This is a genomic window from Streptomyces chattanoogensis (genome assembly GCF_001294335.1).
Taxonomy (GTDB): Bacteria; Actinomycetota; Actinomycetes; order Streptomycetales; family Streptomycetaceae; genus Streptomyces; species Streptomyces chattanoogensis.
The window spans coordinates 230810-243142 of sequence record NZ_LGKG01000001.1 but is presented as its reverse complement, the minus strand read 5'-3'; the positions used below and the strand labels follow the sequence as shown (position 1 = coordinate 243142).

Genomic DNA, 12333 nt, shown 5'->3' with positions numbered 1-12333 from the left:
GCCGTGCGCGGTTTTCGGCGGGGTGCGCGGAGCACACCCGTACGACCGGGCGGGCGGTCCGTGCGGCCCCGGTGAGCGGCCGCCATACGGCCGTTCTCCCCGGGGCGCCGCAGCTCCGGGCGCGTTAGCCTGAAGCCGACCTGACGGGTCGTAACGGTGGTAAGCGCAAGGAAACGGGAGGAAGGGAGGCGCTGCGCATGGCGGTGGTGACTCCCCGGGTCTTCGTCTCCCATCTCTCCGGCGTCGCCGTCTTCGACCCGAACGGCGACCAGGTGGGCCGGGTGCGCGACCTGGTGGCGATGCTGCGGATCGGCGCGCGTCCGCCGCGGCTCCTGGGCCTGGTCGTCGAGGTGGTCAGCAGGCGGCGGATCTTCCTGCCCATGACCCGGGTGACCGGTGTGGAGTCCGGCCAGGTCATCACCACCGGCGTGGTCAACATGCGGCGCTTCGAACAGCGCGCCTCCGAGACGCTGGTGCTGGGCGAGCTGCTGGACCGCCGGGTGCGCCTGGTGGAGACCGACGAGGAGGTCACCGTCCTCGACATCGGCATCACCCAGCTGCCGGCCCGCCGCGACTGGGAGATCGACAAGGTCTTCGTACGGAAGGGGAAGGGCGGGGCGCTGCGGCGCAAGGGCGAGGCGCTGACCGTGGAGTGGTCGGCGGTGACCGGCTTCTCCCTGGAGGAGCACGGGCAGGGCGCGCAGAGCCTGCTGGCCACCTTCGAACAGCTGCGGCCGGCCGATCTGGCGGGCGTACTGCACCATCTGTCCGCCAAACGGCGCGCCGAGGTCGCCGCGGCGCTGGACGATGACCGGCTCGCCGACGTCCTGGAGGAGCTGCCGGAGGACGACCAGGTCGAGATCCTCGGCAAGCTGAAGGACGAGCGGGCCGCTGATGTCCTGGAGGCGATGGACCCGGACGACGCCGCCGATCTGCTCTCCGAGCTGCCGGAGGAGGAGAAGGAGCGGCTGCTGGACCTGATGCGGCCGGAGGAGGCCGCGGACGTACGGCGGCTGATGTCGTACGAGGAGCGGACGGCGGGCGGTCTGATGACCACCGAGCCGATCGTGCTGCGCCCGGACGCGACCGTCGCCGAGGCGCTGGCCCGGGTCCGCGACCCCGACCTCTCCCCCGCGCTCGCCGCCCAGGTGTACGTCTGCCGCCCGCCCGACGAGACGCCCACCGGCAAGTACCTGGGCCTGGTGCACTTCCAGCGGCTGCTGCGCGACCCGCCGTTCACCCTCTGCAGCTCCATCGCCGACACCGATCTGCCGCCCCTGCCGCCGGACACCGCGCTGCCGGAGGTGACCAGCTACCTGGCCGCGTACAACATGGTCGCCGCGCCGGTCGTGGACGAGAGCGGCGCCCTGCTGGGCGCGGTCACCGTCGACGACGTACTGGACCATCTGCTGCCGGACGACTGGCGGGAGGCCGAGCTGCACGGCGCGGGCGCGGCCGGCCTGACCGCGGGGCGTCTGGGGAAGGTCGCGGATGGGCGGTGAGGAGCGGGAGAGCAGGGAACGCCGGGCGAACGGCGCCTCGGCGGTGCGGCGGGGCGCCGCCGAGCGGCCGCGGGTGCGCCTGGACCTGCCGCGCGCACCGCGCCGTACGTTCTGGCCGGAGTACGACCCGGAGGCGTTCGGACGGCTGTCGGAGAAGATCGCCCGCTTCCTGGGGACCGGCCGGTTCATCGTCTGGATGACGGTCGTCGTCATCGTGTGGATCGGCTGGAACGTCCTCGTCCCCGGCCATCTGCGATTCGACGAGTTCCCCTTCATCTTCCTGACCCTGGCGCTGTCGCTGCAGGCCTCGTACGCCGCGCCGCTGATCCTGCTGGCGCAGAACCGCCAGGCCGACCGGGACCGGGTGACCCAGGAGCAGGACCGCAAGCAGAACGAGCGCTCCATCGCCGACACCGAATACCTGACCCGGGAGATCGCGGCGCTGCGGCTGGGACTGGGCGAGGTCGCCACCCGCGACTGGATCCGCTCGGAGCTGGAGGACCTGCTGCGGGACCTGGAGCTGCGGCAGATGGTCGAGGCGGAGAGTGACGAACGCGACCGCTGACGGGCTTTCCGGAGGCCCGCTCCAGCGCCGTACCATCAGGGCATGGCTACCGACACGCCCCCGCCCAATGGCGCCGCACCGAGCGAGGACGCGATCCGCGACGCGCTCGCGACGGTGAACGACCCCGAGATCCACCGCCCCATCACCGACCTGGGGATGGTCAAATCGGTGGAGATCGCGGCGGACGGCGCCGTGGCGGTCGTGGTCTACCTCACCGTCTCCGGCTGCCCGATGCGCGAGACGATCATCAGCAGTGTGCGCGAGGCCGTCGCGCGGGTCGAGGGCGTCGCCTCCGTCGCCGTCGAGCTCGAGGTGATGAGCGACGAGCAGCGCAAGGAGCTGGCGGCGTCGCTGCGCGGCGGTACCGCCGAGCGTGAGGTGCCGTTCGCCCGGCCCGGCTCGCTGACCCGCGTCTATGCGGTCGCGTCCGGCAAGGGCGGCGTCGGCAAGTCGTCGGTGACGGTCAACCTTGCCGCGGCGATGGCGGCCGACGGGCTGAAGGTCGGTGTGGTGGACGCCGACATCTACGGCCACTCCGTACCGCGCATGCTGGGTGCCGACGGCAAGCCCACCCAGGTCGAGAACATGATCATGCCGCCGTCGGCGAACGGTGTGAAGGTCATCTCCATCGGCATGTTCACCCCGGGCAACGCCCCGGTGGTCTGGCGCGGCCCGATGCTGCACCGCGCGCTCCAGCAGTTCCTCGCCGATGTCTACTGGGGCGACCTGGACGTGCTGCTGCTGGACCTGCCGCCCGGCACCGGCGATATCGCGATCTCCGTGGCGCAGCTCGTCCCGAATGCCGAGATCCTGGTCGTCACCACCCCGCAGCAGGCCGCGGCCGAGGTCGCCGAGCGGGCCGGTTCGATCGCCGTCCAGACCCACCAGAAGATCGTCGGTGTCGTGGAGAACATGTCGGGGCTGCCCTGCCCGCACTGCGACGAGATGGTCGATGTGTTCGGCACCGGTGGCGGCGAGCGCGTTGCCGAGGGCCTGACGAAGACGACCGGTACGCAGGTGCCGGTGCTCGGCGCCATCCCGATCGATGTCCGCCTGCGCGAGGGCGGCGACGAGGGCAAGCCGGTGGTGCTGACCGACCCCGACTCCCCCGCCGGTTCGGCGATCCGCACCATTGCGGGCAAGCTGGGCGGCCGTCAGCGCGGCCTGTCGGGCATGTCGCTGGGGATCACCCCGCGCAACAAGTTCTGAGGTCCCGGGGAGCGGTCCCCGGACGACGCCGAAGGGGCGGGCCCGTGCGGGTCCGCCCCTTTTCGCCTGCCGCAGGGCCGCTCAGCCCTCGTACGAGCTGATGTCCTTGACGACGGAGAACGCGAGGCCGTAGGCGCTCATCCCGCGCCCGTACGCGCCGATGTGCACGCCCCCGGGGCCGTCGCCCGACGACCCGGCCAGCACCCAGCCGTATTCGGACTCGCGGTAGTGGAACGGCATCGGCGCGCCGTCCACCGGAAGCATCAGCTCGCTCCAGCTCTCGCCGCCGAGGTCGTCGGCCAGCTCCCAGGCGAGCATCGTCTGCTGGTCCAGCCAGTCCTGGCGCAGCGAGCGGTCCATGTGGGACGGCCAGGTGCGGGCGAGCAGCCCGGAACCGGCGAGCCAGGCGGCCGTGGAGACCGAGGTGGCCTCCAGGACGCCGGTGCCGTCGGCGCTGCGCCGTACGGGGCGGCTGGCAACGGTGACCACGACGGCGAACCTGTCCTCGTCCTTGCCCGTCTCCACCCTTATGGTCGGCTCCTGGCCGTGCCCGGTGGCACCGTGTTCGACGGTGCCGTCCGCGGCCGCGCCGACCTGCATCAGCCAGCGTGGCCCGGTGAACGCCTCGTCGAGGCCGTACCACGGGAACGCGGCCAGCAGATAGCCGTCGACCTTCCGGCCGACGTCGGCGGACACCTCATGGGTCGGTGTCGGACTCGTCGTCTCCATCTGCGCGGCGCCTCCTTGTTGCCCTGCGTCGTGGGCGGCCCGCCCCCCTCAGGCGACCAAACCCCGGACACCGGGAGCATAGCCATAGGCGTCAACACAGCCGGGCATACGGGAGTATCAGGTGGCGTCCGCGTCGAACGGCGGACGCTCGGGTGCTTCGGCGCTCTGGGCCTTCTTGACCAGGTCGGGACGGCCGACGGGGACTTCCTTGGAGAGATTGGCGCGTGCGCCGTTCGAGGGGCCCGCGGAGGCATCGGCGGCGCCGTCGCGGCCGTGCACGGCGTCCCCGAGGTCGGCCATCTCCGACCGGAAGTCGAAGCCGTTACGGATCTCCTGGAGCTCCTTGAGGCCGTACTCGTCCTTCTCCAGGACGTGCTTGCGGACGAAGTTCTTCGGCTTGAGGTCCTCGAACTCGAAGTCCTTGAACTCCGGTCCCAGCTCGCTGCGGATGTCCTCCTTGGCGCTGTCGGAGAACGCCCGCACCTTGCGGATGAAGCCCATGACGTCCTGAATGACCTTGGGCAGTTTGTCCGGTCCGAAGATGAGCACCGCAAGGATCACGAGCGCTACCAGCTCGAGGGGTCCTATGTCGAAGAACACCTTGCAGCTCCTTGGATCAATCCGCGGCCTTTGCCGGCCGGACAGGGCACAGGGGCCAGGCCGACTATCACGGTACCTGGCCCGCAGCGGCGGGCGGGAGTCACCCGTGCCAACACGGGGCAAACGATCAGCCGCTGCTGGAGGATCCCAGCGTCAGCCGAACGGTCCTCTCCTTGCCGTCCCTTTGGAGGTTCAGCGTCAGCGTGTCGCCGGGCCGGTGGCTGCGGACCTTGACGATCAGCTCCTCGCCGCTGTGCACGGGGGCGCCGTCCACCTTGGTGATCACATCGCCGGCCTTGATCCCGGCCTTGGCGCCGGGGCCGCCCGGGGTGACCGACGCCTTCCCGTCCTTGCTGCGGTCGCTGACCCGGGCGCCGTCGCCCGCGTACTCCATCTCCAGCGTGACGCCGATCACCGGGTGTGTCGCCCGGCCGGTGTTGATCAGCTCCTCGGCCACCCGCTTGGCCTGGTTGATCGGTATGGCGAAGCCCAGGCCGATGCTGCCGCCCTGACCGCCGCCGCCGTCCGCTCCGCCGCCGGTGTCGGCCGCCCGGATGGCGCTGTTGATTCCGATCACCCGGGCCTTGGCGTCCACCAGCGGACCGCCGGAGTTGCCCGGGTTTATCGGGGCGTCGGTCTGCAGCGCGTCCACATACGAGACATCGCTCCCGTCGCCCGTCCGGCCGCCCGCGGTGATCGGGCGCTGCTTGGCGCTGATGATGCCGGAGGTGACGGTGTTGGCGAGGTCGAAGGGGGCGCCGATCGCCACGACCGGGTCGCCGACCCGCACCGAGTCGGAGTTGCCCAGGGTGAGCGGGCGCAGTCCGGTGACGCCCTCGACCTGCACCACGGCGAGGTCATAGCCCCCGTCCTGCCCGACGACCTTCGCCTTCGCGGTCTGGCCCCCGCTGAACGTCACCGATATCTCGCCGCCGGTCCCGGCCGGCTCGACGACGTGGTTGTTGGTGAGGATGTGGCCTTCGCGGTCCAGGACGAAGCCGGTGCCGGTGCCCTGCTCGGCGTTGCCGCGTACGTGGAGGGTGACCACGCCGGGCAGCGCCCGCTGGGCGATCCCGGCGACGCTGTCCGGGTTGCGGCTGCCGCCTTCGTCGGCCGCCTGCGGCAGCTTGATGTCGTTGATCCCGCCGTAGCGCTCGATGTACGCGCCGATCACGCCGCCGACCCCGCCGGCGAGCAGGGCCAGCGCCACCGCACCGGCCACCAGCGGCGCCCGTCGGCCGCGCCGGCCACCGGGCGGCGGGGGCACGGCGGGGCCGCCGTGCTGGGGCGCGCTCCAGGGGTCGTACTGCTGCCAGGCGCCGGCGGGGGCGGGTGCCGGTACGGGGCCGCCCGGCATACCCGCCGCCCGGCTGCCGGCGGAGCGGGGGCCGCCGTCGCCGGGGTCGGATGCCGGGAGCGCCCTCCCCGGCCGCGGCCCCGCCCCGGCCCCCCGCCGCCCCCGCCCGCGGGCCGGGCGGCATCGGCGGGCGGCTGCGGGGCGGGGGCGGCGGGCGGCTGGGACGGTGCCGCGCCCGGGTAGGACGCTCCCGGCATCGGGGCCTGCGCGGACATCGCATACGACGGGAGCCGGGTGCCCTGCGCCGGGGTCGCCATCGGCCGCTGTACGGGCGGGGCGGGCGCCCACGGCCCGGGACCGCCGTACGGAGGCGTGCCGTACGGGTCCTCGGGGTGCAGTGGGCGCGGGCGCTCCGGTGCACCCGGCGATACGGCGGCTCCGGCGGCGGTCCCGTCGGCGGACACCTCGGCCCGCGGGCCGGCCGGTGCCTCGTCCCGGTGGCCGACGGCCACCTGAGCGAGCGTCACGGTCGAGGGCGCGCCCGGGGCGTCGGCGCCCGGTATGCCGTCCCCGGCCGGGGAGGCTTCGCCCGCCGGCACCAACCCGGCGTCGGGTGCGGTCACTTCGGCCGATTCGGCCACTCCGGCCGCGTCCACGGCATCTCCTGGGGCCCCGGACACGGCTCCCGGGTCCTGAGGCGGCCTGACGGTCCAGTCCTCGTCCCCCGCGGCCGCCCCGGCCGGGCGGCCGGCGGAAGGTTCCGGTGCCTGCGGAGGGGCCTCGGTGGGTGGTTGCGGCACCGGGCGTCCCGGACGGCTCCACCACTTCAGCTTCGGCCCGGCGGCCTTACCGTCGTCCATGCTCTCCCCATATTTCGCCCGCGGCAGTCCGCGGGCCACCGCCACCTCGTGGCCCGCGCCCCCTGTGCGGGGGCGCGCGGGCCAACAGGGATTCAACCAGTTCTGCGCGGGCCTGCGCAGTGCCCGGTCAGTGCCGGTCGGGGGTGGGACCGGGAGCCGCGGGGCCGACCGGGGCGGCGGAGCCGATCAGCGGGCGCTTGGGCTCCAGCGGCGGCATCGGGTAGAAGGCGCGGGCGGGCCCCTGGCCGGGTCCGTTCACCACCGGGAAGAAGTGGTACGGCGAGCCCGGACCGGTCGTCGCCGTCAGGGGCGACCGGCCGAAGCGTCCGCCCGGATCCGGGGCGAGCGGGGAGCGGTGCCCGAACTGGGCGCCGGGGGCGTAGAGACTCATCGCACTGGGGGCCGGGGCCACGGTGGGCACGCCCTGCTGCCGGCCCGCGCCGCCGCCGGAAGCCCCCGCCGCGCGGACCTCGCCGGTACGCGTCAGCGGATCGCCGCCCGCCGCCGGGGTGGCGCTGAGCGGGGTGACGGCCGTACCGCCGGCGTCGTTGCGTCCGCCGGGGGTGTCGACGGCCGCCTCCAGGGGGAGGGCACCGCCGAGCGCGAAGGCCGCGAGCGAGACCGCACCGGCCGCGGCGAAGGCGAACCGGCGCCGCTGGGGAACGGGCCGCTCGGCCTCATGGACCCGGAAGCCGCGCTGCCGCGGCGGTCCGGAGATCCCCGACAGCGCCCGCTCGGCCTGCCGGCCATGGCCGGCAGAGGGGACGTAGCCGAAGGAGCCGCCGCCCCTGATGAAGTCGCCGCGCCCGATGCCGCCGTCGCCGAGCCGGCTGCCGGGACCGCTCGGATCGCCGCCGGGCAGCCCCTGAAGGCGCGCCAGCAGCCCCTCGGAGGGGCCGGGGGGCGCCGTCTGCGCGAAAACGTTCTTCAGCCGGCGCTGGGCGTCGGCTTCCGCCTTGCACTGTGCGCACGTCGCAAGATGCGCGAGCACCCGCTCGCGCGCGTCATGCCCCAACTCGCCGTCGACCAGGGCCGCGAGGCGGTCGCCGAGATGCTGCTCGGCGGGGGACGGACCGCCACTGAGGCTCACGCGATCCCGACCTCCCCGGTGGAGACCGATGCCAGCGCCAGCTGCTGCCGGCGCTCTTCGGCGCGCGCCGCCGGGGAGCGGTGCTGGAGCGCCTTGCGCAGATGGGAGCGCCCGCGGTGGATCCGGCTGCGGACCGTGCCGAGCTTGACGCCGAGGGTCGCGGCGATCTCCTCGTACGACAGGCCTTCGATGTCGCACAGGACGACGGCGGCGCGGAACTCGGGCGCGAGGGTGTCCAGGGCCTGCTGGATGTCGGCGTCGAAGTGGTGGTCGTCGAAGCGGTCCTGGGGGGACGGCTCCTCGCCGGCCAGCTTGTCGTCGGCGTCGTCACCGAGCGAGTCGAAGCGGATGCGCTGGCGGCGGCGGACCATGTCGAGGAAGAGGTTGGTCGTGATGCGGTGCAGCCAGCCCTCGAAGGTGCCGGGGGTGTAGGACGACAGCGAGCGGAAGACGCGGACGAACACTTCCTGGGTGATGTCCTCGGCGTCGTGCTGATTGCCGGAGAGACGGTAGGCGAGGCGGTAGACCCGTGCGCTGTGGGTACTGACGATCTCCTCCCAGGTGGGCGGGGTCCACGCCTGCGCATCCGCGCCCTCGGCGAAGGTCGCGGTGGTTGCGGAGTCGGTGGTGCGGAGACCTTCAGCAGTGTTTGTCACGGATTTCGGCTCGGCAAACGACCGTCTCAAGCGCCTTCGCGCCTTTCGGTCACCCGCCGCAGCCGCACCTCCCCTGGTGGCTCTGGTGGTGTCCAGTAGAGCCCCTACCATATCCACCTCGCCCGTTAGCTCCGGATAAGCAGATTTGACCTGCATTTGGCCGTGCTTCTCACCTGGCCTGTGGTCCTGCCGCGTACTCCGTGTGGTCCTCACCCGCACATCCCCCCGCTTTTCTCCCCTGTTTTCCGCCCTGCCTTTCTTAACGCCCGGTCCCATCTGCGGGTTCCCGCACACAGCGGATACAGTCACGGTTGCGTCAACTACGGGGACAGGAGAGGGCCATTACCGGCAACCGGCAGACGAACTTGGCATTCGCCGAGGCGTACGGCGCCGGAACCCTCGACGAGGCCGCCGAGGCCACCCTCGGCTGGTGCCGGGAGCGGGCGCGGGAGGCCGGTATCCGTACGGTGACGACCGGCACCGGCGCGGCCCTGCGGATGCTCGCCGCCACCGCCGACGCCAAGGCGGTCGCCGAGATCGGCACCGGCACCGGCGTGTCGGGCATCTACCTCCTGCACGGCATGCGGCCGGACGGCGTGCTGACCACCGTCGACCTCGAGCCGGAGCGGCAGACCTTCGCCAAGCAGGCGTTCCGCGAGGCCGGCTTCGCCGGGAACCGCGCGCGCTTCATCCCCGGCCGGGCCCTGGACGTCCTGCCCCGTCTCGCGGACGGCGGCTACGACCTGGTCTTCTGCGACGGGGACCTGATGGAGTGCCTGGAGTACCTCGCTGAATCGTTGCGTCTGCTGCGCCCCGGCGGCCTGGTGTGCTTCGCGGGCGTCTTCGCGGACGGCCGTACGGTCGACTCCGGGGTCCAGCCGGCGGAGGTGCTGCGGCTGCGCGAACTGCTGCGGACCATACGGGACAGCACCACGCTGGTACCGGCCCTGCTGCCGGTGGGCGACGGGCTTTTGTGCGCCGTCAAGCGGGGCTGAGGTTTCCTGCGCCCACCGGCCTCCTCACCCCCACCGTCGGGAGGGGACGGACCGCAGGACGGAGTCCGGAGGGCCGGCACCGCGGCCGACAACCAACCCCCGCCCGCCGCCAGGCGCACCAGAGAAACCCCCACGGCGGGACAGCCGAAAACGTGGGGAGAAACAAGCAAAGCGCAGCGAAGGGGCACCGCAGACGACAACGTACGGAGAAAAAACGGCCCCGGCAGGCGGCGCGCCTCTTCCTGCGCGCCGCCTGCCGGGGCCGGGGGTAATCGGCTGGGGTACCGGGGTCAGCCTCCGGGAAACCGCAGCGGTTGTTCCGCCCTCGTCAGACGGTGACCTTGTCCAGAGCCTCGCCCAGGGCCTTGGCCTCGTCCGGGGTCAGCTCGACGACGAGCCGCCCGCCGCCTTCGAGCGGAACGCGCATGACGATGCCCCGCCCCTCCTTGGTCACCTCGAGCGGGCCGTCGCCCGTCCGCGGCTTCATGGCCGCCATGCTCGTTCCCCTTCCTGAAACCAGCTCATTCGTCAGCCGACGGCCTCGATAGGCGCGTGTCACCGGCATCGAACACATTGCTTCCAGGCCATTATCCCGCATCGAACGACCCGATGACCAACATCGGGGAGCATCGCTTGCGCAACGCGCTCTGCCAAAACCACCCAATTCGGGGAGGGGGCTGCGATACTGCGCCACCCGCCGGCACCCGACGCGCCCCAGTTGTTTGATGTACGTCACATGCCGACGGCCGATGATCTCCGGCATCCTGAGCGCTGGCTGCCATTACCGGGCAGTTCGAGCCGCGACGGAGGGGACCCCAACCATGGCCGACACCGTGCTCTACGACGTGACCGACGGACTCGCGACGATCACTCTCAACCGCCCCGACGCGATGAACGCGATGAACATCGAGGCGAAGGTACGGCTGCGGGACACCCTCCAGGAGGCCGCCGCCGACCCGGCCGTACGGGCGGTGCTGCTGACCGCCACCGGGCGCGCCTTCTGCGTCGGGCAGGACCTCAAGGAGCACATCGGGCTGCTGGCCGAGGACCGGGCGACGGGCACGGGCGGCACCATGAACACCGTGCGCGAGCACTACAACCCCATCGTCACGGCGCTGACGGAGATGCCCAAGCCCGTGGTGGCAGGCGTCAACGGGGTCGCGGCGGGCGCCGGCGCGGGCTTTGCGCTGGCCGCGGACTACCGCGTGGTCGCCGACTCCGCGTCCTTCAACACCTCCTTCGCGGGCGTCGCCCTGACCGCCGACTCCGGGATGTCCTGGACGCTGCCCCGGCTGATCGGCCATGGCCGGGCCGCCGATCTGCTGCTCTTCCCGCGCAGCATCAGCGCCCAGGAGGCGTACGACCTGGGCATCGCCAACAAGGTCGTACCGGCCGGCGAGCTGGCTCAGGAGGCCGCGGCGATCGCCCGCCGGCTGGCCCAGGGGCCGACCGCCGCCTACGCCGCGATCAAGGAGTCGCTGGCCTACGGGGCCGGGCACTCGCTCGCCGAGACCCTCGGCAAGGAGGACGAGCTGCAGGTGCGGGCCGGGGCGTCGGAGGACCACCACATCGCGGTCGAGGCGTTCGTGAAGAAGGAGAAGCCGGTCTTCCTGGGCCGCTGACCGGCCGGGCCCGCCCCCTGCGGCCCGAGGCCTGCCCCCCGACGGGCCGGGGCCGGGCCCTCGGCCCGGCTCAGCCGGCTGCCGCCTCCACCTTCCGGCGCACATGGCAGCCGGCCAGATGGTCGTTGACCAGGCCGCACGCCTGCATCATCGCGTACGCCGTCGTCGGGCCGACGAAGCGGAAGCCGCGCTTCTTGAGGTCCTTGGCGAGCGCCGTCGACTCCGGCGTCACGGGCTGCACATCGCCGACGGTGTGCGGCACCGGGCGGCCGGCCCGGTCCGGGGCGTAGGACCAGATGAGGGCGTCGAGCTCGCCGGGGGCCAGCTCGGCGGCGACCCTGGCGTTGTTGATCGTCGCGGCGATCTTGAGGCGGTTGCGGATGATGCCGGGGTCGGCGAGCAACCGCTCGGCGTCCGCATCGGTGAACCGCGCCACCGCCGCGATCCGGAAGCCGGCGAAGGCGGCCCGGAACCCGGGACGGCGGCGCAGGATCGTGATCCAGGACAGCCCGGACTGGAACGCCTCCAGGCTCATGCGTTCAAAGAGTGCGTCGTCCCCGTGGACCGGCAGGCCCCACTCCGTGTCGTGGTACTCGCGGTAGTCGGCCATCTTCTCCGACTCCATCCCCCACGGACAGCGCGGAATCCCGTCCGGAGCCGTCACCACACCGCTCATGCCCGCCCCTCCCCCTTCTGGCCCTGCCCGCCCTGCTCTTCTTCCTTCTGGTCCTGCCCGCCCTGCCCGCCCTGCTCGGCCTGCCCGGCCTCCGCGTCCTTGCGGTCGTCCGCGTCGCCGTAACCGGCGGGCCCGGCGCCGGGCCGCGTGTCCTCGGCGGAGGGGGCCGCCGCGTCCCGTATCAGCCCCGTTCCGCCCATCGCGGCGGCATGCGCCCCGGCCAGCGCCGCCTCCAGCTCGGCGATCCGCGCGTCCCGCTCGGCGAGCTCGGCACCGAAGCGGTCCAGGGCGTCGTCGACGTCGTCCATCCGGTAGCCGCGGACGGTCACCGGGAAGCGGACGGCCTCCACATCGGCGCGGGCCAGCGGGCGGTCCGCGGGCAGCGGGTCGTGCAGCCGGTCGGGCTCGGCGTCCCGCAGGCCGCCGCCCTCACCGTCGCCCCCGCCCACGACGACGAGGGTGACCGCGGCCACCACCACGACCATCGCGATCAGCAAGAACCAGAACACGACCAACTCCCCGGACTTGTGCC

Annotated in this window: 13 protein-coding genes; 5 read left to right on the top strand and 8 right to left on the bottom strand. The window is 72.8% G+C overall.

Annotated elements, in window-relative coordinates:
- Window positions 1-197: 197 nt before the first annotated feature.
- The 3 genes from ADL29_RS01060 to ADL29_RS01050 are packed head-to-tail and all read left to right on the top strand — an operon-like array spanning window position 198 to window position 3276.
- The gene (locus tag ADL29_RS01060) at window positions 198-1502 is read left to right on the top strand and encodes a magnesium transporter MgtE N-terminal domain-containing protein (RefSeq protein ID WP_053921905.1); all 1305 of its coding nucleotides are present in this window, start codon (window positions 198-200) and stop codon (window positions 1500-1502) included.
- Window positions 1492-2067 (top strand): DUF1003 domain-containing protein, encoded by a 576-nt coding sequence (locus ADL29_RS01055; protein ID WP_053921904.1) that lies wholly within the window; start codon window positions 1492-1494, stop codon window positions 2065-2067. Before ADL29_RS01060 ends, ADL29_RS01055 begins: the two co-directional genes overlap by 11 nt.
- A 42-nt stretch (window positions 2068-2109) precedes the next feature.
- Window positions 2110-3276, top strand: coding sequence for an Mrp/NBP35 family ATP-binding protein (locus tag ADL29_RS01050; protein WP_053921903.1), 1167 nt, complete (start codon window positions 2110-2112; stop codon window positions 3274-3276).
- An 81-nt stretch (window positions 3277-3357) separates the two neighbouring features.
- On the opposite strand, the gene ADL29_RS01045 is transcribed toward ADL29_RS01050, so the two are convergent.
- The 5 genes from ADL29_RS01045 to sigE form a co-directional block, all read right to left on the bottom strand.
- Window positions 3358-4005: a hypothetical protein gene (locus tag ADL29_RS01045; RefSeq protein ID WP_046926147.1), complete on the bottom strand. Its 648-nt coding sequence runs from the start codon at window positions 4003-4005 to the stop codon at window positions 3358-3360.
- A 117-nt stretch (window positions 4006-4122) separates the two neighbouring features.
- Window positions 4123-4605: a sec-independent translocase gene (locus tag ADL29_RS01040; protein WP_053921902.1), complete on the bottom strand. Its 483-nt coding sequence runs from the start codon at window positions 4603-4605 to the stop codon at window positions 4123-4125.
- Between the two features lie 127 nt (window positions 4606-4732).
- The gene (locus ADL29_RS46445; protein ID WP_425424185.1) at window positions 4733-5962 is read right to left on the bottom strand and encodes a S1C family serine protease; all 1230 of its coding nucleotides are present in this window, start codon (window positions 5960-5962) and stop codon (window positions 4733-4735) included.
- Between the two features lie 927 nt (window positions 5963-6889).
- Window positions 6890-7852, bottom strand: a complete 963-nt coding sequence (locus ADL29_RS01030) for an anti-sigma factor family protein (RefSeq protein WP_053921901.1) — start codon at window positions 7850-7852, stop codon at window positions 6890-6892.
- Window positions 7849-8619 (bottom strand): RNA polymerase sigma factor SigE, encoded by a 771-nt coding sequence (gene sigE, locus ADL29_RS01025; protein WP_107094858.1) that lies wholly within the window; start codon window positions 8617-8619, stop codon window positions 7849-7851. The genes ADL29_RS01030 and sigE overlap by 4 nt, the downstream gene beginning before the upstream one ends.
- Before the next feature lie 200 nt (window positions 8620-8819).
- Between sigE and ADL29_RS01020 the strand changes: the two genes are divergently transcribed.
- Window positions 8820-9503, top strand: coding sequence for an O-methyltransferase (locus ADL29_RS01020; RefSeq protein ID WP_053921900.1), 684 nt, complete (start codon window positions 8820-8822; stop codon window positions 9501-9503).
- 328 nt (window positions 9504-9831) lie between these two features.
- Here ADL29_RS01020 and ADL29_RS40320 read toward each other — a convergent pair whose 3' ends face one another.
- Window positions 9832-9999: a DUF3117 domain-containing protein gene (locus ADL29_RS40320; protein WP_006603288.1), complete on the bottom strand. Its 168-nt coding sequence runs from the start codon at window positions 9997-9999 to the stop codon at window positions 9832-9834.
- Window positions 10000-10324: 325 nt separating this feature from the next.
- On the opposite strand from ADL29_RS40320, the gene chcB reads away from it, so the two are divergent.
- Window positions 10325-11125, top strand: coding sequence for a 2-cyclohexenylcarbonyl CoA isomerase (gene chcB, locus ADL29_RS01015; RefSeq protein ID WP_053921899.1), 801 nt, complete (start codon window positions 10325-10327; stop codon window positions 11123-11125).
- 70 nt (window positions 11126-11195) lie between these two features.
- Here chcB and ADL29_RS01010 read toward each other — a convergent pair whose 3' ends face one another.
- Window positions 11196-11801, bottom strand: a complete 606-nt coding sequence (locus ADL29_RS01010) for a DNA-3-methyladenine glycosylase I (RefSeq protein WP_053921898.1) — start codon at window positions 11799-11801, stop codon at window positions 11196-11198.
- The gene (locus tag ADL29_RS44785; protein ID WP_078970640.1) at window positions 11798-12310 is read right to left on the bottom strand and encodes a DivIVA domain-containing protein; all 513 of its coding nucleotides are present in this window, start codon (window positions 12308-12310) and stop codon (window positions 11798-11800) included. The genes ADL29_RS01010 and ADL29_RS44785 overlap by 4 nt, the downstream gene beginning before the upstream one ends.
- Window positions 12311-12333: the final 23 nt, after the last annotated feature.